At 43.2% G+C, this 22648-nt stretch carries 28 protein-coding genes and 1 pseudogene; 10 read left to right on the forward strand and 19 right to left on the reverse strand.

The window, feature by feature from the left end; translation table 11 throughout:
* Positions 1-114 precede the first annotated feature (114 nt).
* Positions 115-318, forward strand: a complete 204-nt coding sequence (locus ICN48_RS07335; RefSeq protein ID WP_216153190.1) for a zinc ribbon domain-containing protein YjdM — start codon at positions 115-117, stop codon at positions 316-318.
* Positions 319-356: 38 nt separating this feature from the next.
* Here ICN48_RS07335 and ICN48_RS07340 read toward each other — a convergent pair whose 3' ends face one another.
* Entirely contained in the window at positions 357-572 is a 216-nt protein-coding gene (locus ICN48_RS07340) for a YdcH family protein (RefSeq protein WP_216153063.1), read from the reverse strand.
* Positions 573-789: 217 nt separating this feature from the next.
* Here ICN48_RS07340 and ICN48_RS07345 point away from each other — a divergent pair, with 217 nt between their 5' ends.
* On the forward strand, positions 790-1668 hold the full coding sequence (locus tag ICN48_RS07345; protein ID WP_216153064.1) for a hypothetical protein: 879 nt from the start codon (positions 790-792) through the stop codon (positions 1666-1668).
* A gap of 36 nt (positions 1669-1704) precedes the next feature.
* Here ICN48_RS07345 and ICN48_RS07350 read toward each other — a convergent pair whose 3' ends face one another.
* From ICN48_RS07350 to ICN48_RS07365, 4 genes are all read right to left on the reverse strand, one after another.
* Positions 1705-1968, reverse strand: coding sequence for a hypothetical protein (locus tag ICN48_RS07350; protein ID WP_216153065.1), 264 nt, complete (start codon positions 1966-1968; stop codon positions 1705-1707).
* 374 nt (positions 1969-2342) lie between these two features.
* Positions 2343-3395, reverse strand: coding sequence for an ACR3 family arsenite efflux transporter (arsB, locus tag ICN48_RS07355; RefSeq protein WP_216153066.1), 1053 nt, complete (start codon positions 3393-3395; stop codon positions 2343-2345).
* Positions 3392-3871 carry an arsenate reductase ArsC gene (locus ICN48_RS07360; protein WP_216153067.1) on the reverse strand — a complete coding sequence of 160 codons (480 nt, stop codon included), beginning with the start codon at positions 3869-3871 and terminating at the stop codon, positions 3392-3394. The genes arsB and ICN48_RS07360 overlap by 4 nt, the downstream gene beginning before the upstream one ends.
* A complete protein-coding gene (locus ICN48_RS07365) occupies positions 3868-4197 on the reverse strand; it encodes a helix-turn-helix transcriptional regulator (RefSeq protein ID WP_216153068.1) in 330 nt (109 codons plus the stop codon). The genes ICN48_RS07360 and ICN48_RS07365 overlap by 4 nt, the downstream gene beginning before the upstream one ends.
* 241 nt (positions 4198-4438) lie before the next feature.
* Between ICN48_RS07365 and ICN48_RS07370 the strand changes: the two are divergent.
* Positions 4439-4636, forward strand: a pseudogene (locus ICN48_RS07370) (serine/threonine protein kinase); the annotation flags it as partial.
* Between the two features lie 5 nt (positions 4637-4641).
* On the forward strand, positions 4642-5415 hold the full coding sequence (ppk2, locus tag ICN48_RS07375) for a polyphosphate kinase 2 (RefSeq protein ID WP_216153070.1): 774 nt from the start codon (positions 4642-4644) through the stop codon (positions 5413-5415).
* Between the two features lie 4 nt (positions 5416-5419).
* On the opposite strand, the gene ppk2 (ICN48_RS07380) is transcribed toward ppk2 (ICN48_RS07375), so the two are convergent.
* The gene (ppk2, locus tag ICN48_RS07380; RefSeq protein ID WP_216153071.1) at positions 5420-6325 is read right to left on the reverse strand and encodes a polyphosphate kinase 2; all 906 of its coding nucleotides are present in this window, start codon (positions 6323-6325) and stop codon (positions 5420-5422) included.
* 51 nt (positions 6326-6376) lie between these two features.
* Positions 6377-7171: a 1-acyl-sn-glycerol-3-phosphate acyltransferase gene (locus tag ICN48_RS07385; protein ID WP_216153072.1), complete on the reverse strand. Its 795-nt coding sequence runs from the start codon at positions 7169-7171 to the stop codon at positions 6377-6379.
* A 108-nt stretch (positions 7172-7279) separates the two neighbouring features.
* On the opposite strand from ICN48_RS07385, the gene ICN48_RS07390 reads away from it, so the two are divergent.
* Genes ICN48_RS07390 through ICN48_RS07405 form a run of 4 tightly spaced genes read left to right on the forward strand, consistent with a single transcriptional unit; the run spans position 7280 to position 10491 of the window.
* Complete coding sequence (locus ICN48_RS07390) at positions 7280-8086, forward strand: UDP-2,3-diacylglucosamine diphosphatase (RefSeq protein WP_216153191.1); 807 nt, start codon at positions 7280-7282, stop codon at positions 8084-8086.
* Positions 8083-9114 (forward strand): glycosyltransferase family 1 protein, encoded by a 1032-nt coding sequence (locus ICN48_RS07395; RefSeq protein WP_216153073.1) that lies wholly within the window; start codon positions 8083-8085, stop codon positions 9112-9114. The genes ICN48_RS07390 and ICN48_RS07395 overlap by 4 nt, the downstream gene beginning before the upstream one ends.
* A gap of 12 nt (positions 9115-9126) precedes the next feature.
* On the forward strand, positions 9127-9531 hold the full coding sequence (locus tag ICN48_RS07400; protein WP_216153192.1) for a diacylglycerol kinase: 405 nt from the start codon (positions 9127-9129) through the stop codon (positions 9529-9531).
* A 36-nt stretch (positions 9532-9567) separates the two neighbouring features.
* Positions 9568-10491: a GNAT family N-acetyltransferase gene (locus ICN48_RS07405; protein WP_216863767.1), complete on the forward strand. Its 924-nt coding sequence runs from the start codon at positions 9568-9570 to the stop codon at positions 10489-10491.
* Between the two features lie 114 nt (positions 10492-10605).
* On the opposite strand, the gene ppx is transcribed toward ICN48_RS07405, so the two are convergent.
* From ppx to ICN48_RS07440, 8 genes are all read right to left on the reverse strand, one after another.
* On the reverse strand, positions 10606-12168 hold the full coding sequence (ppx, locus tag ICN48_RS07410; RefSeq protein ID WP_216153074.1) for an exopolyphosphatase: 1563 nt from the start codon (positions 12166-12168) through the stop codon (positions 10606-10608).
* A gap of 110 nt (positions 12169-12278) precedes the next feature.
* The gene (locus ICN48_RS14075) at positions 12279-12488 is read right to left on the reverse strand and encodes a GDCCVxC domain-containing (seleno)protein (protein WP_370624175.1); all 210 of its coding nucleotides are present in this window, start codon (positions 12486-12488) and stop codon (positions 12279-12281) included.
* Positions 12489-12542: 54 nt separating this feature from the next.
* The gene (locus ICN48_RS07415; RefSeq protein ID WP_216153075.1) at positions 12543-13259 is read right to left on the reverse strand and encodes an MgtC/SapB family protein; all 717 of its coding nucleotides are present in this window, start codon (positions 13257-13259) and stop codon (positions 12543-12545) included.
* A gap of 11 nt (positions 13260-13270) precedes the next feature.
* A complete protein-coding gene (locus ICN48_RS07420; protein WP_216153076.1) occupies positions 13271-15016 on the reverse strand; it encodes an alkaline phosphatase in 1746 nt (581 codons plus the stop codon).
* A 91-nt stretch (positions 15017-15107) separates the two neighbouring features.
* Positions 15108-16538: a DUF2252 domain-containing protein gene (locus ICN48_RS07425; RefSeq protein ID WP_216153077.1), complete on the reverse strand. Its 1431-nt coding sequence runs from the start codon at positions 16536-16538 to the stop codon at positions 15108-15110.
* A 60-nt stretch (positions 16539-16598) separates the two neighbouring features.
* Complete coding sequence (locus tag ICN48_RS07430; RefSeq protein ID WP_216153078.1) at positions 16599-17039, reverse strand: tautomerase family protein; 441 nt, start codon at positions 17037-17039, stop codon at positions 16599-16601.
* Between the two features lie 23 nt (positions 17040-17062).
* A complete protein-coding gene (locus tag ICN48_RS07435) occupies positions 17063-17560 on the reverse strand; it encodes an arsenate reductase ArsC (protein WP_216153079.1) in 498 nt (165 codons plus the stop codon).
* 26 nt (positions 17561-17586) lie between these two features.
* Positions 17587-17760: a hypothetical protein gene (locus ICN48_RS07440; RefSeq protein ID WP_216153080.1), complete on the reverse strand. Its 174-nt coding sequence runs from the start codon at positions 17758-17760 to the stop codon at positions 17587-17589.
* A gap of 470 nt (positions 17761-18230) precedes the next feature.
* Between ICN48_RS07440 and ICN48_RS07445 the strand changes: the two genes are divergently transcribed.
* Both ICN48_RS07445 and ICN48_RS07450 read left to right on the forward strand, forming a co-directional pair.
* Complete coding sequence (locus ICN48_RS07445) at positions 18231-18707, forward strand: MgtC/SapB family protein (RefSeq protein WP_216153081.1); 477 nt, start codon at positions 18231-18233, stop codon at positions 18705-18707.
* An 82-nt stretch (positions 18708-18789) separates the two neighbouring features.
* Complete coding sequence (locus ICN48_RS07450) at positions 18790-18990, forward strand: hypothetical protein (RefSeq protein WP_216153082.1); 201 nt, start codon at positions 18790-18792, stop codon at positions 18988-18990.
* Between the two features lie 4 nt (positions 18991-18994).
* On the opposite strand, the gene phoR is transcribed toward ICN48_RS07450, so the two are convergent.
* The 4 genes from phoR to pstB all read right to left on the reverse strand — a co-directional run bounded on the left by phoR (position 18995) and on the right by pstB (position 22643).
* Entirely contained in the window at positions 18995-20293 is a 1299-nt protein-coding gene (gene phoR / locus ICN48_RS07455) for a phosphate regulon sensor histidine kinase PhoR (protein WP_216153083.1), read from the reverse strand.
* Between the two features lie 64 nt (positions 20294-20357).
* Positions 20358-21071 (reverse strand): phosphate regulon transcriptional regulator PhoB, encoded by a 714-nt coding sequence (gene phoB / locus ICN48_RS07460; RefSeq protein ID WP_216153084.1) that lies wholly within the window; start codon positions 21069-21071, stop codon positions 20358-20360.
* A 14-nt stretch (positions 21072-21085) separates the two neighbouring features.
* Positions 21086-21793 (reverse strand): phosphate signaling complex protein PhoU, encoded by a 708-nt coding sequence (phoU, locus tag ICN48_RS07465; RefSeq protein ID WP_216153085.1) that lies wholly within the window; start codon positions 21791-21793, stop codon positions 21086-21088.
* A 13-nt stretch (positions 21794-21806) separates the two neighbouring features.
* Positions 21807-22643, reverse strand: coding sequence for a phosphate ABC transporter ATP-binding protein PstB (pstB, locus tag ICN48_RS07470; protein ID WP_223146599.1), 837 nt, complete (start codon positions 22641-22643; stop codon positions 21807-21809).
* Positions 22644-22648: the final 5 nt, after the last annotated feature.

Genomic DNA, 22648 nt, shown 5'->3' on the forward strand with positions numbered 1-22648 from the left:
AGGCTACTCAGAGAGGGCAAAATAGCGTCAAATCTTAGAAAAATCAGACAGACTTCGTAAAAAATAAATAGGGAAATATTTTTGCGGCGTTCTTCAGGCTAATTTTGATTTAATCTGCGCTTCCCTAACGGCAATCTTTTGGCTGACGGCGATACCGTTACCCTCATTAAAGACCTCAAAGTAAAAGGCTCTTCCACTACGCTTAAGGTCGGTACCAAGATCAAAGGCATTCGCCTCGTGTCTGGAGACCATGAAGTCGATTGCAAAACAGAAGCTGGCAATATGTTGCTTAAGGCCTGCTTTCTGAAAAAAGCCTAAAACCATTTGGCATCTAGGCTTTTGACTACTGACTGAACTTAAGAGGCCGCCTTTTTTAAGACGGCATAAATCTGATCCTTCAGAAGTAGCTTTTCCTTTTTTAAGATCTCAATTTCTTCCGGAGTACTTGGCTCGCTGTGCGCTTCCATTCTCTGGATCTTCTGATCTAAATTATTGTGCTTATCAAATAAATGCGAGAAATGACGGTCAGACGTTTTTAACCTGGTAATGAGTTCGCGATATTCGGGAAACATAGAACCTCTTGATATTTGGGTTGTACAAAACTACGTACTTTTAGTGTAGCAATCCTCCATTTCAAGAACAATCACTTCCTTCATCTATTTATTTCATCCCTCCCCTTGCAATCCGCAGGAAAAACCCCACATTGGAAAGATAAATTCCTACAGAATTTTGCAGTAATATCAGTAAGTGCATTAAGCACAATAACTACCAAAAGAAGGGTAATAAACCATGGCTACAAAGAAGTCTCCAGCAAAAAAGAAAGTAGCTACCAAGGTGGTAAAAAAAGCCCCCGCTAAAAAAGCTGTCAAAAACGTTGTCGCCAAGAAAGTGGCAAGTAAAAAGACGGTCAAAACGGTAGTAAAAAAACCAGTGGCTAAGAAAGTGGCTGCAAAGAAGCCGGCTGCCAAAAAAGTAGCCGTTAAGAAATCACTGGCAAAAAAACCTGCGGCTAAAAAGCCAGCAGCTAAAAAAGTTGCCAAAAAGACTGTTCAATCAGCTTCATCTAAAGCTCCAAAGGTAGATCAATATGGTCTCGAGCAAGATGATGAGTTTTACGGTCTTTATTTTGCAAAGTCCACCAACAAGGGATTGGTTGAGGTAAAACCTTGCACCTTCTCACTCATGTATTGGTGGAAAGGCTTGCTTGGATATCCTGACATGATCGAGATATCCAAGGGAAGCAATACTGCGATGTTGCAGTTTGAATCTACCTTTGGTGGTGGCGATTCTGGTGAGACAGAGTTAACTGAAAAAGATGTTCTGGATATTGATCACATCATTGAAGTAGATGAAGAAGAAATGATGATCTCCCTCTACTCCTATGTACCTATTCCAGTACCCGAGAAATTGGTTGGGGCCTTAAGTCTTGCTGTTCTCAATATCAATCCAGAAACTCGCTACGGTAACCTAGAAATCTGCCCGACTGAGAATGAAGAAGGTGTAACTGAGCATTTCTTGCGCTATCGTGCTGCAACCTATTTGCGCGGCATCAAGTCAGGCAAAGTGGAAGCTATCGAAAGCATGGTTACGAATGGTTCAGAATTCTTTGGTCTCGCCTTAGATGCAATGTGTGTAAATAAGTCCATCAAGAAGTGGCTGCTAAGCTAATTGAGCACTAACAAATGGCGGAGTGACTACCCGCCACTATCTACAAAGATAGATATAAGTTAAGGGAAAACGGTCATTGACCGTTTTTCTGCTTTCTAGAATCGTTACTGTTCTTTTACCCTGCTTCTTGCACTCTGCAAGAGCTGCTTCCTGAGCCTCGCTTTCCTTGGCAGTCTTAGGCGCATGAACCCCAATCGTTCCGTCAGATTGTTGATAGACGCCAAAATCACTTTGTGGTGTGGAACAAGCAAACAAGCCAAAGCCCAATCCCAGGAACATCGCTTTATTTAAGACTTTCATTTAATCTCCATGATTTCTTTGATCTTAAAGCACCTAGAGTGAAGACGAGCAGAGACCCTGCTGCTGTTGTTTATTTCATTGTTTACTTCGTTGTTTATTTCTAATATTTTTGATTTTTTGCAGTAGTGATTCGTTTGAAACGACCGGTCAACTTGGTTAACCTCACATCTGTGATAGATTTCTTTTAAAGAGCGTACTAACAGTCTCCACATCTGCGGTAAAACTTTACGTCCGTACGCTCTTTAATGCTGCGGGCGAACCCTCAGCGAATTATCACTATATTCTTTAATTCCTCAAAAGTCAAGGGTTTACCCTGATATTTATCAAATATATTTCAGAGGTGAACTTCATCAAGCTCACGCTCCATTCATAATTTAGTTATTAGGGGATAGAAAAAACTTTTCCCTAAACCAAAGAGCCACTGAGACTAAGCCAACCATGATTGGCACCTCAACTAAGGGCCCTATCACTGCGGCAAATGCCGCTCCTGAATCAATGCCAAATACAGCGATAGCTACTGCAATAGCTAGTTCAAAGTTATTGCTAGACGCCGTAAACGATAAAGTACAGCAGCGCCTGTATTCAATACCCATCTTGATGGTGATAAAGAACGTCAGCAAGAACATCGCCACAAAGAAGACTAGTAATGGAATAGCAATAGTGATTACATCCATTGGCAACTGAAGAATTAACTTACCTTTCAAGCTAAACATCACCACGATCGTAAAGAGCAAGGCTATTAATGTGAGTTTGCCAATTCTAGGAACGAAAGTATTTTGATACCACTCTCTCGATACAAATTTAAGCGCAATATACCTAGTCAGAAATCCTGCAACACATGGAACTCCCAAATAGATTGCAACTGTCTTAGCGATCTCAGCAATAGTGATATTGACAACAGAGCCTGCAAAGCCAAAATAGGGCGGCAGAACAGTTAAGAAAAAATAGGCGTAGAAGCTAAAGAATAGGACTTGAAAGACCGCATTAAAGGCAACTAAGCCGGCTGCATACTCTGTAGAGCCTTTAGCAATATCGTTCCATACAATGACCATCGCAATACAAGGTGCAATGCCAATTAATATCAAGCCAGCCATGTACTCAGGCTGGTTAGGCACAAAGAGGATGGCCAAAAAGAACATTAAGGTTGGCGCCACAATCCAATTCAGCAGAAATGCCAAACCAAATATACGTTTGTCTCTGAATACATCTGGCAAGTCTTCGTACTTCACCTTGGCAAAGGGTGGATACATCATCAATATCAACCCAATCGCTATTGGGATATTGGTTGTGCCAGACTGAAAGGAATTAATAAACCCCTCTACCCCCGGCACAAAATACCCAAAGCCAATACCTACTGCCATGGCAGTAAATATCCAAACAGTGAGATATCGATCTAAAAAAGAAAGCTTGCTAGTAACAGTACTCATAATTTGGTGTGAATTTCTTTTAGGCTCATGGAATCCAATTTATCCAATGGCATTGCAGCAAGAATATCAATACGCTTCTTGAGTCCGTTCATGACCTCAACAAAGGCCGTCTTCTTCGCTATATCGGTGCCCTCTACTCTTGATGGATCAGGAAAGCCCCAATGTGCAGTTACCGGATTACCCGGCCAGAATGGGCACTGTTCACCAGCAGCATTATCACAAACCGTGATGATGAAATCCATCTGAGCTGCATCGGGCAAGCCAAATACATCCCAGCTTTTAGACTTTAACTTTTCGGGGTCCATCCCCATCTCGACAGCTAATTCTCTTGCAATGGGATTAACACTGCTGCCTGGAGTTGATCCCGCCGAGTAACCCGCAAACTTGCCACTAGGATGAGTCGATGCCAATGCCTCGCCTAGAATGGAGCGAGCAGAGTTATGTGTACATAGGAAGAGAATATTGAACTGCTTCATTTAGCCTTGGCCTTTTTAATAATCGTTACTGGTGCACATGCTTTTCCACCACAGCAGTTTTCAAGCAAGAACCCGCTTAACTCTTGAACCAAGCTGGCATTAGGTCGATAAATGAGATTACGACTCTGGCGTTCTACTGACAATAAATCAGCCCCCACCAACTCCTTTAGATGAAAGCTGAGTGTGGCATTGGCTACCCCCAGTTTTTCAATAATCTCACCAGGCGTTAAGCCCGCATCACCTCGCTGCACCACTAAGCGAAAGATATTTAAACGGGTTTCCTGACCCAAAGCCAGAAATACATTGATGGCATCTGTATTTTTCATATTTCCAATTATATAGAAATATATATTTCATATTCATGACAATCAATGCCCCATAAATGGCATATATTTGTCATGAACACTTGAAAATAGCATGAATAAAACGTAGGATTTGCTAAGATTCATTTCAAATTCAATAATCTACGAGATTCATACCTAAATAAGGAAAATCATGAGCCAAAAGAAACTAGTTAAGCAACTACTAAAAAAGCTCGATAAATTAGAGTCTGATAGAGAAAAGCTCATAGATAAGCTTGCAAAAGCATTGGATAAGCTAGATAAGAAAGTGGCTACCAAAAAAGTACCCGCCAAGAAAGTGGTAGCCAAGAAAGTGCCTTCTAAGAAGGCTCCAGCGAAAAAGACGGCAGCTAAGAAGGTGCCGACTAAAAAGGTGCCAGCTAAAAAGGTGCCAGCTAAAAAAGTAGTTAGTACAACCGAAGCAAACTAATGGGCCAAAAAAGTAAAGATAAGCTAGAGCAATCTGGCTATGATGAACAACTTCGCCTGTTACAAATTGAATTAGTAAAATTACAAAATAGCCTAATCAGTAATGGTGATCAGATATTGCTCATTCTTGAGGGCCGCGATACGGCCGGTAAAGATGGCACTATTAAAGTGATTAACCAACATTTAAGCCCTAGAGAAACTCGTGTGGTTGCTCTAGGCAAGCCATCAGATGCCGAAGCTGCGGAATGGTATTTTCAACGCTATGTTGCACAGCTGCCTAAGAAAGGTGAGCTTGTTCTATTCAATCGAAGTTGGTACAACCGTGCTGGCGTTGAAGTGGTGATGAACTTTTGCACCAAAGAACAATACGCTAACTTCATGGGAACTGTAAATGCGTTTGAGTCCATTCTGGCTAGCTCAGGCATGACCATTCTCAAATACTATTTAGACATTTCCAAGAAAGAACAGGCCCTCCGTCTTGCCGATAGAGCCAAAGATCCTCTGAAGCAATGGAAGATCAGTCCAATAGATCAGCAAGCGCAAATTAATTGGAATGCCTATAGCAAGTGTAGAGATGACATGCTTGAAAAAACCAGCTCCAAAGATGCGCCCTGGATTATCGTGAAGGCAAACGATAAAAAAGTAGCCCACATCAATATGATTCAAGATCTTCTATCTAGAGTTTCTTATCCAGGCAAAGATGAGAGCCTACTGAAGGCTGATAAAGACATCACCTTCAAGTGGGATGGCAATTTATCTAAGCTTGAAAAATAAGTCTTTAGAAGACCTCAGGTACGTACATCTCAGGAGGCACTGGCCCGCGTAAATAGTCTGGGTTATGAACGCGCTCAGGCAAACTGATCATGGGATGATCAATTTCTTTATAAGGAATTTGATTTAGTAAATGGGTGATGCAATTTAAACGAGCTTTTTTCTTATCATTGGCAGCAACCACCCACCAAGGTGCTTCAGGAATATGCGTACGTTCCAGCATAGTTTCTTTGGCTTTGGTGTAAGCCTCCCAGAGCCTTCTTGCCTCTAGGTCCATTGGACTTAGCTTCCATTGCTTTAATGGATCGTGGATACGCATCATGAAACGGTTGTATTGCTCTTCGTCAGAAATGGAGAACCAATATTTGATGAGAATAATTCCAGAGCTGATCATCATGCGCTCAAGATCGGGAACCGTTCTAAGAAATTCTTCATACTCGTAATCGGTACAGAATCCCATTACTCTTTCAACGCCAGCACGGTTGTACCAGCTTCTATCAAACAAAACAATCTCGCCACCAGCTGGCAGGTGGGAAATATATCTTTGGAAATACCATTGGGTTTTCTCGCGCTCATTAGGAGCCGGCAGGGCAACAACCTTACATACGCGGGGATTCAGTCGCTGAGTAATTCGCTTGATGGCGCCGCCCTTACCTGCAGAATCTCTTCCTTCAAATAAGACCGCTACTTTGAGCTTATTGGCTACAACCCAGTCTTGGAGCTTTACCAACTCGCCCTGGAGTCTGAAGAGCTCGCGGAAGTAAACATTGCGTGGAATCTCGGAGTTTTCATCACCATCTTGAGATAAGCGATCATCATCGAGCTCCATTTCAAGCTCTTCATCCATGCTGTCAAGGATCTCTTCTTGAGCACGTCGGTACCACTCGGCCATTTCTGCATGCTTTGATGTCATTGGTTTTTGCTCCTAGTAATAGATTTATAGCTAGAAATAATGACACATTTATTAAATCAGACGATGATTCCCTTTTAAATGATTGGAAATAGCCTCTTGGCTATTCAAGGCAAGCCACTTGCGATCTTTAGATGCCTCTGGGCTTGCTCCTGAGGGCGAAATAAAGCTTAATTCAACCACTAGATTCCGATCTCCTAAGATCTTCGCCATGGACCCCAAAAGTCCCATGTCCCCAATAAATGCTGCCACCTCGCTTCTAGCGCCACTCCCCTTGGATTGGTAGGAGATGGCTAGTGAATAGACTGGCACCTGAGCGATAACGGCCGATTCAAATAAATTAGGCTTAAATGGGAGAACGCCCTCACCTACTGTAGATGTGCCTTCTGGAAAAATACAGACGGATTGGGTTTTCAGTACATCGCTAACTTCGCTAGCCACATACTTTCCATGACGGGCGCTATCACGCTTAATGAATACTGTACCCAATTGCTTGGCCATCCATCCAAATACTGGCCAGCCCTCCACATCCGATTTAGCTACAAATCGAATAGGCCTGAATGCATTAATCGCATGAATATCCATCCAAGAGATATGATTTGATGCCAGTAGATATGGAGTAGAGGGAAGTATCTCCTGATTCTGCAGTCTTATGGTAATTCCAAAAACATCTAATAGTCTTCTTGACCAATTTTGAATCAGTTTATTTTTGGTTTCCTGGGTAGCAAATGGAAATCGAAAAGACAGCGTTAACAATCCACCGATCACATGACCCCATACCAGAATCCAAGACCATAGAGTGGCCAAGCGCCCCAAAGGGGAATATTTTATGGTTTGATTCTGACTCATATGAGTTAAGAATATAAATCAATTGTTAAAAAATAGCGGTATCGTCATAAAACTGTCGTAGAACTGTCATGCTAGTTTCATAGTCAGTAGGCTTAATACTGTTTCATGATGCATTACAAAGCCATCTGGATTTCAGACATACACCTAGGAACATCAGGGTGTCAGGCGGACTACCTTCTCGATTTTTTAAAACACAATGAAGCCGAGAAATATTATCTCGTAGGCGACATCATTGATGGCTGGAGACTGAAAAAGTCTTTCTATTGGCCTCAATCACATAACGACGTAGTACAAAAGCTTTTACGTAAAGCACGTAAAGGTAGCGAAGTTATCTATGTCCCCGGAAATCATGATGAAAGCGCTAGACAGTTTTTTGGACTCTCTTTTGGCGACGTCAAAGTCGTTGAGGAAGTTATTCATACAACGGTTGACGGTAGAAAGCTTTGGGTAACGCATGGCGATCAATTTGATGGCGTAATGCAATATGCCAAGTGGCTTGCCTATGTTGGTGACAATCTGTATTCCTTCATTCTTTACGTCAACCGCTACTTCAATATGGTCCGCGCCAAGATGGGCCTGCAGTACTGGTCACTATCTCAATATCTAAAGCACCAAGTAAAGAACGCAGTCAGCTATATCGCAGACTTTGAACACATTATGGCCAGAGAAGCCCGCTTAAGAGGATGCGATGGCGTTGTTTGCGGACATATTCACAAAGCAGAGATTCGCGAGATCGATGGACTGTTGTATTGCAACGATGGTGATTGGGTCGAAAGCCTCTCTGCCCTGGTTGAAACTCAAACTGGCGAACTCAAACTGATTTTCTGGACACAAATCAAGGGTGAACCAGTTGAGACCCCTCAAATCACCCTTCAACCCGCTATTGAATCACTTATCAAAGAGGCTGCGCTATGAAAATTATGATCATCACCGATGCATGGGATCCACAGGTGAACGGCGTTGTCAGAACCCTCAAGCAAACTCGCGCTGAATTAACTGCTATGGGTCATGAAGTAGAGATGATTACGCCAGCCGGCTTTAAATCCATTCCTTGCCCAACTTATCCTGACATTGCTTTATCACTCTTCCCAGGCAAAGAAGTAGCTCGTCGCATTAAAGAATTTGCTCCCGACGCAGTGCACATTGCAACAGAGGGCCCGCTAGGCTTATCCGCCCGTGCCTACGCAGTCAAAAATCGCCTACCGTTTTCCACGGCTTATCACACCCGCTTCCCGGAATATGTCAAAGCGCGTACCGGCATTCCTTTGGCAATTACTTATGCATTTATCCGCTGGTTTCATGGTCCATCGATGGCTGTGATGGCACCAACCATTGTTGTAAAAGATGATCTGGAAAAATATGGCCTCAAGAATGTCGTGTTGTGGTCAAGGGGTGTGGATCTCGATATTTTTAAGATGCAAGATTCAAAAGCCTTGAATACTGCCCATCCTATCTTTTTATATGTAGGCCGGGTTGCTGTTGAGAAAAACATCAACGCATTCCTGGAAATTGATTTACCAGGCTCGAAGTGGGTGGTAGGTGACGGTCCAGCTATAGCTGGTATAAAAGAAAAATACCCAGAAGTGAACTATCTGGGAGTGCTTGAGCAACATGAATTAGCAAAAGTGTATGCGGCGGCTGATGTATTTGTATTCCCGAGTAAGACAGATACATTTGGCTTGGTTTTACTTGAGGCAATGGCATGTGGCACTCCAGTTGCAGCCTATCCAGTGACTGGCCCTATCGATGTTTTAGGGAACTCTAATTCCGGCGCTATGGATGAAGACTTGCGTACAGCTTGTATGCAGGCACTGAAGATTCCACGTGAGGTAGCCCGCGCACATGCCGAGAAGTTCTCTTGGCGCGCTGCTTCTGAGCAATTTGCCAATCATCTCAAGCCTGTAGTACCAACTCCAGAAGTGCACGTCACTGCGCTGGCCTAAAGAAAGTTCTTGTTGAACGCTCCGTACCATATCGACCAAAACCCCCATAAGGGCAACCGCGGGCTTGCCAGGGCATGGCATGCAGCTAAAAACTCTTGGTGTGGATTGGTATATGCCTTTATGGAAGAAAGTGCCTTTAGGCAAGAACTTACTTTATTTGCATTGCTAACACCAATTGCCTGCTTGTTGCCGATTTCACTGCTAGAGAAAGCATTGCTGGTTTCTTCATTAGTCATGGTCCTCGTCATTGAGCTACTCAACTCAAGCGTAGAGGCAGCAATCGATCGCATTTCATTTGAACATCATGATCTCTCCAAGCGAGCAAAAGATTTTGGTAGCGCCGCCGTCATGCTAGCGCTACTTGTAGCAGCGCTACTCTGGGCTGCAGTCTGCGCCCCTTTGGCCCTCAATATTTAAAACCTTTTATCTATTTCATCATACCCAAGGCTAACTATGTCTGATATCCCTAACCCAATCGGCTCATTTGAGATTTTCGCCCTCAAGAAAGTCAAGGTACTAAAAAGAAAAGAGCCAAATGCATTTAAACAACTCTCTAAAAAAGTAGCAAAAAAATTATTTGGGAAAACATTTGTTACTAAAACAAGATCTGAATTAAGGGAAGTAGATCCAAGTCCAGCCATTCAAATTGATAAGCCTAAAAAGCCAGCTTTCCAAATTATTTGGGCAAGCAGCCCTAGCGAAATTAAAGAAGCGCAAAGACTACGCTTTAAGGTATTTGCTGAAGAAATGGGTGCCAAGCTCCCAAAAAACGCTGAAGGCTTAGATGTTGATGAATTTGACTCGTATTGCGATCATTTATTGATTCGCGATCAAGATAGCCTTAAAGTAGTCGGCACTTATAGAGTGCTACCTCCACATAAAGCGCTGGAAATTGGTCGTCTTTACTCTGATTCCGAGTTTGACCTCTCCCGCATTGACCACCTCCGCCCGAAATTGGTTGAATTAGGCAGATCCTGTGTTCACCAAGACTATCGCTCAGGCGCGGTCATCATGGCGCTATGGAGTGGTCTAGCCCAGTACATGCAAAAGAATAGTTATGAAATCATGTTGGGTTGCGCTAGCATCCCCATGGCTGATGGCGGCCACTTTGCAGCGAGTCTTTATAACTCACTAGGCAACGATCAAATGGCACCAACGGAGCTTCACGCCTTCCCACGCCTGCCTTTGCCTCTAGATAAGTTAAATGGTGGTTTAGAGGTGCAACCACCACCATTGATCAAAGGCTATCTAAAACTTGGCGCAAAAATTTGTAGCGCTCCAGCATGGGATCCAGACTTCAATACGGCTGACTTATTAACTATGTTGCGTCTCTCTGATATCAACCCACGTTATGCAAAGCATTTCTTTGGCCTGTAATCTCAGCACATTCATTAACAAAAAAAGCCACTTCAGATTGAAGTGGCTTTTTTTATGCTTACTTTAAGATTTATTTAAAGCTTACTTGAGCCTTACTTGGGGCTTATTTGAGGCTTACTTAAAACTTACTTGATAAGAGCGGCCAACCCTCTCCCACTCTGCAGCCTCTTTTATAAGACTAAATTCCGTTAGAGGATGCTGGGCTACCCACTCTTTAGAAAGGCTCACAAGATAAGAGCCGCCATGTTCAGAAACCTTGACCTTGGGGAAGTTCACGTCATTTCGACCGCGACAGAGCACCTGTGCTAATCGCAAACAAAAGAGCATCCGCCAGTCTTCAAAACTATGATTACTGGCCAGCTTACCAAGCTTACCTGTATGCCCAATCAATAGCGCAGCAAGCCTTGCTTGATCATTTTTAGAGAATCCTGGCATATCGGCATTGCCTGCTATGTAAGCTGAATGTTTGTGATATCCATTGTGCGAGATAGATAAACCAATTTCATGGAGGTTTGCTGCCCACTGCAATAAAGCAACGTTATCTGCTCTGCTCTCTACCTCAGGCTTAGGTAATTGCTGTAAAAAATCGGCAGCCAATTTACCAACCCTGTCAGCCTGCTCTCGATCGACTGCATATCGCTGCATAAATTGCTCAACAGTGACATAACGCATGTCATGATGTTGTGAACGACCAAGCAAGTCATATAAAACACCGCTTCGCAATGCGGCATCCGTTACTTCCATTTCTTCGATACCCAACTCATCGAATGCTGCCAACATAATTGCTAGCCCACCCGGCCACACCGCTCTTCTATCATCCTTTAGGCCTTCTAATTCAACCTGATTTACATGCTCATACTTCAGGAGATGCTTTTTGAGGTTCTTCAAGCCTTCACGGGTAATTAGGCCACTTGAACCATTGACACGACCCATCGTTAAACCATCTCCGGATCTATTGAAGTTATTATTTGTAATCAAATCCGCTAAGGCTCTAGCAGTTCCAGAGGAGCCAATCACCTGCTTCCAGCCACTCTTTAAATAAGCCCCTGAAATAACCTGTATTTCACGGCGGGCAGCTAGCTCAGCCTCCTTAAAGGCATGCGCATCAATATTTCCCTTGGGGAAAAAACGCATACTGTGAGAGACGCAGCCAATATAAAGACTCTCCATCAGTTTTGGCTCATAGCCTTTGCCAATAATGAATTCTGTAGAACCCCCGCCGATATCTATAACTAGCCTGTTACCCTGGATAGCCTGGACTTCATGCGCTGCTCCGATGTAAATCAGTCGCGCCTCTTCTACACCAGCAATAACTTCGATTGGAAACCCTAAGGCTTCTTGCGCATCCTGAACAAATTGTTGGGCATTTTTAGCAACCCGTAGCGTGTTTGTCGCAACTGCCCGCACATTAGAAGGATCAAATCCACAGATACGCTCACCAAAACGCCTAATAGCAATTAACCCTCGCTGATATGCATCATTACCAAGCAATTTATTATCAGTAAGACCTGCAGCCAAACGAACCGTTTCACGCAGGGTATCGATTGGGCGTAATTGTGTACCGGATGATGTATTTACTGCCTGAGCCACTAGCATACGAAAACTATTGGATCCCAAATCAACGGCAGCGACAAGGTCTGCGGAATTCGCTAAAGGATCTACGGGATTGCTGGCCAAAATATTCCCCAAAAATGGACTGCTATATGAATTATGTCTATTTTAAGTAAAAACAATGGCACATTGATGAAAAGGGCAGAAAGCCTTTATGGCTGGGGAAGAAGTTAAAGCTAGATCGCCAAATTTTGCTCTGAACTTGTGCAGTCGCGATTACCAAAACTGCACAAAATGCAGCAATCACCTGATTTAGGCTTCAGAATCGCGCTACAGGAACGGCAGCGATAAAAATGCTGAGCACCCTCTTCGGAGTTAATGATTTCAGAGGCCTGGCAATATGGGCAAGTGACAGTAGCTTGCGAGTATTGGATAGTCTTATTCACAATGCAATACTGAATCAAGATTATGTCAATCGTATGTCAAGGCAGATGCTCGACTTAATCTGTTGTGCTGGGGCTCCAGAAGGCCTGGGTTACAAAGTCCTGATCAGCAATTTTATCAATGAGTTTATCCATCTTATCGCCATCTACAGCTGATGCTGTTAATACCGCTTGAATTTCAACATCTTCACTGCCAAATTGATGCACTTCAATGTCTTGGGTTTGGTGGCCTGCCTCTTCCAGCGTTTTAATAAATTGCTTTAATGCATGCTTTTGAGCATGCTTAGGAGTGATGATGTAAACCGAATTCGTTACTTCAACTGAGATGGTATCAAGGGGTTGGCGATTAATGAAAGTCACTACAGGACGCAAAAGTGTATTGGCTGCCAACACAAATACCGTTCCAAGTCCAGCCTCAAGTAACAAGTCCGCGCCAGCACAAGCTCCCACCGCTCCTGATGCCCATAGGGTTGCCGCTGTATTAATCCCGCGAACATTACCCTCTTCACGCATGATGACACCGGCACCCAAAAATCCAATACCTGAAACAACATATGCCATGACGTGCACAGCACCCTCATGACCAGTAAGACGATTTGCAGCATCTACAAAAATGGCAGCTCCAATAGCAACCAAGATGTTGGTTCGCAAACCAGCGGTTCTTTGACGATATTGACGCTCTAGACCAATTAAGCCGCCAAAGAAAAAGGCAGCAATCAAGCTAATTGCAGTATCAGTCAGGGATGCATAGTTGATGTTGTTAACAAATTCCATCGTGCTAGTAATTATTTTGAGCCAAGACCTAAAGACTCTACCATCACTTTAAATACCTCAGTGTTATCCATGAAGCCTTTGAATTTTTCTGACCCTGGACCCATCGCATTCAGAACGGCATCATCTGCTGTATGCACACCAGAATCTTGATGTGACGGTAAATTACCACCCACATGAATAGCATCCTCCTGCAGCTGGATATATTTCGGATTGGCTACATATTTACCGGAATCATCCTTAACAGCAGGCACAAAAGTGCCATCTAGTTTTGGATGCAAGGTTTCATAGTGATCTGGGTAATTGCCATAAAAGAATGCGATACGCTTAGAGACATCAATCTTGTTTGGGTAGCCCTGTAAATCGGCCTTAGGATAGTTTGGGTAGCCTGCCTCCGCATAAATACCCACCTTTTCACGCAGCGGACCTGGCTTATCATCGTGAACTACACCACTAATTGAGCCACTGTGGGTATGATCTGGCGTCACAATGATTAAAGTATCGGGATGGGTTTTAGCAAAGTCTTTGGCAATTTGAACAGCATTACTGAGCATGATGGTGTCAAACGCCGCCCGCTCCCAATCGAGGGGATGATTAAACTTATCAATCAGCGCAGCTTCCACCATCAAGAAAAATCCATTGGGATTTCTGGATAGAACATCAATCGCTGATTGCGTCATTTCAGTGAGGTCTGGTTGATTAGGGTATTGCTCAACCGTATTCTTTTTAAGGTATAGCCGATCTAGAGAGCCGTCCATATTATCTGGATGAAACACGCCGAATAATTTTTTTGTTCCCTTACTCTCAGATGCTAAAAGTAATTCTTGTTTTGTAAAAGCTAACTGATAGCCTTTTGACTTAAAGTTTTCAATTAAATCTTGCTCATCTTTGCGCTTCGAGCCCTTAGTTGACTTTGGGTAAAAGTAAGCAGATCCGCCACCTAAAATAACTTCCGCACCACTAGATAGCAATTGGTCCGCGATGTATTGCTTATCAGCCCTGCGCCTTGTGTGTGAAACCATAGCGCCTGGAGTAGCATCCTCTAACTCAGCATCTGAAACAATACCCACTGCCATTTTGGTATTGCGCTTGATCAATTCTGCAATTGTCTCTACCTTGGGATGTGAAAGATTGTCATTTGCACGCGATACATAAACGCCCATGGCATTTACTGCTGTTTTATGCCCGGTTGTATAAGCACTCATTGAATTAGCGGAGTCTGTAATAAGAGAATCAGACCCAGATGTACCAATCATTGCGGTATTAGACATATCGTCAAAAGCCAATCTGCCCTGATACTTTCCCTCCTGAATACCCTTAGAGAGAACTCTAGCAGTAGTGCGATTGGCAATCGTCATCCCATCGCCAATGAATAGAATCACATTCTTTACACGGCGTGGACCAGTAGCATAAACATCCCAATTGACTTGCAAACGCTCTTGAGATGCTCGAGCAACAACTTGATATTTACCGGCCTTAGATAGCTGAACATCCCTGAACAGAATGGAGCTGCCTTTACCATTTTCATTGGAAATAAACTCTGGTTTAACGCTGATGATTTTATTAATTGGTACGCCATTAAGCTCAATAATAGCCTCATCAGAATTAATGACGTTGTTAAATTCAATCTTGATATCAAACTTAGAGCCGGCCAAAATAGAGGCTTGATCGATTGGATAAACTGCTGCAGCCTGAGCTATGCCAGCAAGACTTCCAACGACAATCAGAAATACAGTTCTCAGAAATGGTAATGTGTTCATGGAAAAATGGGCTTAAGATAGGTCAAATTAGACTATCTTCCAATCAAGTGACAATTTGATGACGGCCCTACAACGCCTTACTCAGACTGAATCATGTCTTTGCAACCTTAAGTCTTCCGCTCTTGACTGCCTTACAAAATAACTCAAAATCGCGCTCATTCTGCTTTGCATAGGATCTGGCAAATGAATACATTGCCTCACCAAACTCTTTTTCTTGACCGCAATATCCAGTAAGTTCAGCTGCATCTCCAGAGCGCGCGTGGCCAAGAGCGAGTGCCCAACCAAATAATTTGGAATAGTCCGCAAAATTCTTCAAGGAAATGCCGCCTGGCCCAATCTGAATGCCGCCTTTCATATCGCGTAATTGACGCAGATAAAACCCTTGGCTTTTATTAATATCGAACTGCATAGAACCGTAATTTAAAAAGATATCTGGTGCGCCTTGGAGCAACCTCTGACCAGCTACGACACGCCGACCCATATCTCTATAAATGGATTCACCCAAATAAGGACTCAAGACAGATTTTTGAGCTTCCTTGTATTGCAAGAATAAGGCGTCGTTTTCACTATCCCCCTCAAAATATAGCAGCATGCAATTAGTACCCACACTGCCAACACCAACTACCTTACGTGCAAAATCTTTCAAAAAGTAACGCTCAAACAAAACCTTGCGATCAGCCAGCAAGGTGCTGGAATAATTGAGTAAAGCATTATCTATTAGGGAACTCAAGGGATGTCCAAAGGCATTCTTTTTGAAGTGCTCTATTAATGGAGGTTTATTGATAATCTTGCGATCTTTGCCAACAAGGGTAGTGAGTTTTTGCAGTACCTGCACATTCCCTTGACCTTTAGTTTGCTTTAAGTAGATCTCAATTTGTTTTTGATGTTCTTTACTAAAATTCTTGCGAACATCCGCTTCGCCAATGAACTCTTGCGCTAAATCCAAATAATGCATTTTGGCATATTGAGCTAGCCGTTTTTGATACTCAGCGCATATACGCAATGCTAATTTTTTGCTTAATGCTTTATCCCCACCATTGCTTTCACAAGCAATGACTGCGCTGGTAACAAGGCGCTTCATATCCCACTCCCAACTACCAGGAAGAGTTTCGTCGAAGTCATTAATCCCAAATACCAGTCGATGCTCTGCAGTCCCAAACAGACCAAAATTTGATACATGCATATCGCCACAAAGCTGAACTGTAATATTGGTGTATGGCTGACTTGCCAAATCTTGAGCCATGATGGCCGCACCACCGCGATAAAAAGCAAAGGGTGACTGCAGCATGCGCTCATAACGAATCGGAATCAAAGACTCAATTCGAGTCTTGGCTTGATTCTCTAAAATAGTAATAGGATCAATTCGATCTTTTGGTGGGGTATATATACCCTGCTGTGCAATGCTCACCATTTTTCGCAAGGCCTTACCATCTCCCATGCGCTTTTTAATGCTGGGCCTAGGAACACTAAAAGACTCTACCGATCTAAGAACAGCAAATTGGGGTTTCTTCTGTGAGGGCATGGGTTACCTGAGCAATGAATATACCCACCCATCTTAAAGCCATTCCTAAAACAGAGCTAACTATGAATTGAGGTAATTTAACTTCTTCTGAATGCCCGCCGGCAGAGTTGAGAACCAAATACTCTCGTCCCCTACCGCAGGCAATATTTGGCCATATTCGACCATTTGACCCGGGGTAATTTCATCAATATATGCCCAGATCTGATGCCCAGCCAATCCAGAAGCGCTCTGAAGTGCCACCTCAAGCTCAACTAGAAGTTGCTTTTTCATTTGCTCACTTCTACCGCTGCGGATTTGTCCACTCAAAAAGAGGTGGGGCTCATCAAGAAGAATGCCGCCAATAAAACAATCATGCAGATCTAATTGCTTAAAAATCACTTGGGCAAAATAGGCCTCTGCACCAGTGACATCAGCATGAATTTTAGTAATTGCCTTAGCAATAGTAAATCTTTGATGGGTCGTGAGTGAAAAACCAGCGTAATTAACGGTATATGTAGCCATAGTGATATGCGCTCATCAAAGCTCTAGTTACATTTTTGGTGAATGGAGTGAAGCTCATCTTTTATTTGTAAGTGATCTAACTTATCAATTGGAAGGTCAAGCAATAACTCAATGCGATTACGCAAACCCATCTCGACTTTTCTAAAAGCATCCCAGATTTCTTGCTCACTACCAGTCACAGCTGCTGGATCAATAAAACCCCAATGAGCAGTGGTCGGATGACCGGGCCAATAAGGACAGTCCTCACCTGCAGCAGAGTCACAAACAGTGATAATAAAATCCATATGTGGCGCGTCTTGCCCACCAAACTCATCCCAAGTCTTACTTCTAAGTAATTCGAGGGGATATCCCATCTCTTTAGCAAGCTTTAGAGCAATTGGATGAACAGACTTCTTTGGATTTGAGCCGGCAGAGTACCCGATAAATCGGCCATGACTCAGAGTGGTTGCCAGAGCCTCACCTAAAATGGAGCGAGCTGAGTTACCGGTACACAAAAAGAGAATGTTGTAGGGACGAGTCATGTAGCCTCAGTTAAACATTAATAATTTCAAATGATTTCATCAAGCCGTAATGCATATTTTCTATCTATCAGAAATTGACTCACTTTTGGATCATTTAAGGCAGGAGCCTTAAGTTCTTGCCCCTTTGACCCTAAGCCCGTTTTTTCCTGCACTTCATTTCTCAGCACATCCGATAAATATTTGGTGAGCGTAGCATTCATAAATTTGGCTTTATAAAGATGGTGAATGCCACTATCCTAGGCTATCTATATTTCACTTTTATTAATAGTTATTTTTATGGCGAGGAAAAGAAAAAACCCAGCACATGCTGGGTTGTAAAGGAAAACAAGATGTTTTATCTTGGTCAGATGCGATCTGACGATTCAATGTACCCCCGATTCATGACACCTTGATGACGAATCGCTTAGCTACCAAGCCGATGACTAATATAACGTTTTGCGTACTCTACTCTTGCTTCGCTCCATGCTTGCCATAAACGTGTGATTAATTTTTTCATATTGCATCCTTGTGGTGAAAGATTTTTAGGCATCCCTATTTTGTAGAGAAGCAAAATTGACTACACGTTGATTATTTATGATGGAAGTGACGGGGTGAAGGCGCTTTTATGACGCAATGATGTAGCTGAGATAAACTAAGTTGCACCTATACCCATATCCAATAAGGAAACGACATGTTTGATTGGGACCTCTACGGAACTATTGTGATCCGCCTGGCTTTAGCTTTGTTGGTTGGCGCTGTTCTTGGCCTAAATCGCTGGTTACACCATAAATCTGCCGGCATTCGCACACACTCCTTAGTGGCAATAGGCTCGGCAACTGCCGTCATGCTTATTGGCGACTTTGCGCAAGATGATGCGCAATCAGTCAGCCGCGTTCTTCAAGGCCTTATTACTGGGCTTGGCTTTTTGGGTGCCGGCGTGATTATTCGCGAACAGCGCTCTCAACGGGTTCATGGACTGACTACGGCAGCCAGCCTTTGGGCCTGCGCCCTCATTGGGGCAGCCTTTGGAGCCGGGCAATTTGCGCTTGGAGGGCTGTCTTTGGGGGCGATTTTGCTCACCCTCTTGCTTGGCGGCCCTCTAGAAAGACTATTTGCCAAGCTTAACGGCGTTAGGAGAAGCTCTGAAATCTCAGGGGAACCCGACTAACCCCCTTAAAATACTCAAAAAAGTGACTTTTGTCATATTTATTTGATAGGATAGTCGTCTTTGTCAAATACAAGAAAAAGCCATGAGTGATTACAAATATGAAGATGCAGTAAAACAGCTACAGGAAACTGGCGCCATTGGCCTTGTCGACCTAAAGAGCCTTCCTCATGAAGATCTTGATGAGTTATTTGAAGAAATCAAAGTCTGGTGCCTATATGCTGGCGGCAAGACCGAAAAGCTTCCTAAAGAGTCCAAAAAGAAGAAGAAAAAGAAAAAGGACTAGCCCCCTAGGGAGCGATACGCTCTTTAGGAAAGCGCAGTATGAAGGTGCTACCTTTACCTGGCGTGCTTTCAATAATCAGCTGAGCTTGATGGCGACTGGCAATATGCTTGACGATAGCCAAACCTAGGCCTGTTCCACCCGTATCCCGAGAACGACTTCTATCAACACGATAAAACCGCTCAGTAAGCCTCGAAAGATGTTCCGATGCAATCCCAGGGCCACTATCTATTACGGAAAACTCTCCCTGCCCTTGCGCATTTAACCTCCAACTCACATCAATTGCTCCAGAGTCAGGCGTATAACGAATGGCATTTGAGACTAAATTACTAAATGCAGAAAGCATCTCTCTTTCATCGCCCAATAAAGAAGATGGATCTTGTACCTTAAAACTAAAGCTATGCTTGCCTTTAGATAAAGCCTCAGCATCATTCCTGAGCAACGCCATTAAGGTTTCAACATTGACACCATTAGTAACTGCAGGTAATGAGTTGGCTTCTAGGTTAGCCAAAGTCAATAAATCCTCGACCAAACTTTTCATGCGCTGCGCCTGCGACATCATCATGTCGAAATACTGATCGCGTTGACTCTTCTCAAGATCCAAGGTTTGGACTGTCTCGAGAAACCCCATCAGAACAGTAATAGGCGTTCTCATCTCATGAGAGACATTAGCAACGAAGTCACGACGCATCGCATCTGTTTTTTGTAGGTCAGTGACATTTTGGACCAACAATAAATGACGTTGATTGCCGAACGGAAATAACTGTAGCAGCAAACTAAGACTGCTATTTGGACCCATTCTTTCCAGTAGCAAGGGCTCTTCGAAATTACGCTTATTAATGTATTGAATAAATTCCGGACGACGGATGAGGAAGTTAATTCTCTGCAATACATCGCGCTTAAAGCTCAAACCAAAAAAGCGTTCTGCAATCTCATTGCACCATTCAATTTGATCATTTTGATCAAGCATCAGAATGCCATTAGGTGAAGCTTGAAAAGCTTCAATAAAGTGATCATGCTGCTGCTCAATACTCAGCATTCTTTGTTTCAATGAATTAACCAGGCGCTGCAATCGAAACAAGACTTCTTCCCATAAACCACCAGGCAAAGTCATAGTCTCAACTGAGTCCAATTTAATGGCCTTTTGAAGTCGAACTAGAATAATGCAGGAATACACCAGGGGAATGGATGTCAATGCAACTGATGTAAAAATAGCCCATTGAGCACCCCAGTTATAAAGGATGATAAAAGCGACTATCAATACAACACAAACAAAGAAAACGAAGCGAGCAAAGGTGAAAATCATATTGCAATCTTAGACGATCTCAGGGACACCCCAGAAATGACTAAAAAAGCCTAAAAAATAGGCTTTAGATATCGGTTGGGATTTTGGTAATACGGTAACCACTACCCCTAACTGTCTCAATAAAACGATCGCAGTCTAACGGACTTAAGGCGGCTCTTAAACGCTTGATATGGACATCAACAGTACGTTCTTCAATGTAAACCTCATTACCCCAAACATTGTCTAGCAAACTAGTTCTGGAGTGAACCCGCTCAGGGTTAGCCATAAAGTATTGGAGAAGTCGGTATTCCGTAGGACCCAAAGAAATAGGCTTTGGTTCTGAATTGGGCCAGACTGCTAGCACTCTGTGAGAGCTCGGATCCAACTTTAAGGGCCCAACCGTCAGGGGGCCAGTGTCATCTACTGGAGTTTGTCTACGCAATAAGGCCTTAACCCTAGCAATAAGCTCTTTGGGTGAGAAAGGCTTGGTGACATAATCATCCGCCCCAGAATCTAAACCCATCACTTTATCGGCTTCCTCGCTTTTAGCGGTGAGCATCAAAATAGGCAAGCCTCTTGTACGCTCATTGGCCCTGAGCTCTTTAGCAAACTGAACGCCAGACTTACCAGGAAGCATCCAATCCAAAATCACAAGATTGGGCAATTGCTCCTTCATAATGCCTTGAGCAATATCAGTCTGCATTGCTTTTTGCACTTCATAACCTGCATGTGTCAAATTAATTGCAATGAGTTCTGCAATGGATGGCTCATCTTCAACTATTAGTATGCGGTGAGTCATTTGATTGGTTTGCTTTAATCTTTAGTAGCTTCGCGAACCAAATCAGCATGCGGTATGTGGCGAACATCAGCTCCCTTTGCAATGTAAATTACAAATTCAGCAATATTCTTTGCATGATCACCAATACGCTCAATTGCCTTTGCAATAGTTAGCATATCGAGGCCAGTACTGATGGTGTGGGGATCTTCAGACATGTAAGTGATGAGCTTGCGAACAAAACCCCTAAACTCTTCATCAATATGGCGGTCCTCATGGACTACTTCTGCAGCCGCAATGGTATCTAGCCTTGCAAATGCATCTAAGCTACGGCGTAATAAGGTAATCGCCATTTGGCCAGAAAGTCGAATCTCAGCAACGTTAATGTTATGTACTGAGCCAGCCTCAATTAAGCGTTTAGTGCGCTTAGCTACACGCTCAGCTTCATCACCGGCACGCTCTAAATTAGTGATTGCTTTTGAAACAGCCATTACTAAGCGCAAGTCACGGGCAGCTGGTTGGCGACGCGCAATAACCTCTGTACAGTCCAAATCAATTTGAATCTCAAGATCATTAACAAGCTTTTCGTTTTCAATAACGATATTGCAAGTATCAATGTCCATCTGAGTGAATGCACGCATCGCAGTAGCAATTTGTGACTCAACTAAGCCGCCCATTTCAAGCAAACGGCTTGAAAGAGAATTAAGATCGGCATCAAATTGTGATGATAGGTGTTTATCTGGCATTTAATGTCTCCAATTAACCGAAGCGACCGGTAATATAGTCTTCTGTTTCTTTACGCTTAGGCTTGATGAAGATTTCATCTGTCTTACCATATTCAATCAGACTGCCTAAGTACATATAAGCAGTGTAGTCGGAAACGCGAGCTGCCTGTTGCATATTGTGGGTCACAATCGCAATGGTGTACTCATGCTTAAGCTCATTAATAAGCTCTTCAATTTTTCCTGTTGAAATAGGATCCAATGCAGAAGTAGGTTCATCTAGCAGAATCACGGATGGCTTTACTGCAACGCCTCTAGCAATACAAAGACGTTGTTGTTGTCCACCGGACAGAGATAAACCGCTTTGGTTTAACTTGTCTTTAGCCTCATTCCATAGGGCCGCTTTATTCAGAGCCCATTCAACCCGCTCATCCATTTCTGAACGAGAAAGCTTTTCGTACAAGCGTACTCCAAAGGCGATGTTTTCATAGATCGACATTGGGAATGGAGTTGGCTTTTGGAAAACCATACCAATACGTGAACGCAGCAAATTTAAGTCTTGACCTGGCTCAAGGATGTTCTGGCCATAAAAGTTGATCTCACCTTCAGCCCGTTGACCAGGGTAAAGGTCATACATGCGATTTAAGGTGCGTAATAAAGTAGATTTACCGCAACCAGAGGGACCGATGAATGCTGTTACTTTGCCCTGCTCAATATCAAGGTTAATATTTTTTAGACCTTGAAATGTGCCGTAATAGAAATTCAGATTTCTCACTTCAAGCGCATTAATAGCGGCCTGCTCTGAATGTTGAATTGTTGTTTCCACTTTACCCCCTTGACCATCAATCTTATTTAAGTCAAACATTGTTTTCATATTAC

This window comes from Polynucleobacter sp. JS-Safj-400b-B2, assembly GCF_018881975.1.
GTDB lineage: Bacteria > Pseudomonadota > Gammaproteobacteria > Burkholderiales > Burkholderiaceae > Polynucleobacter.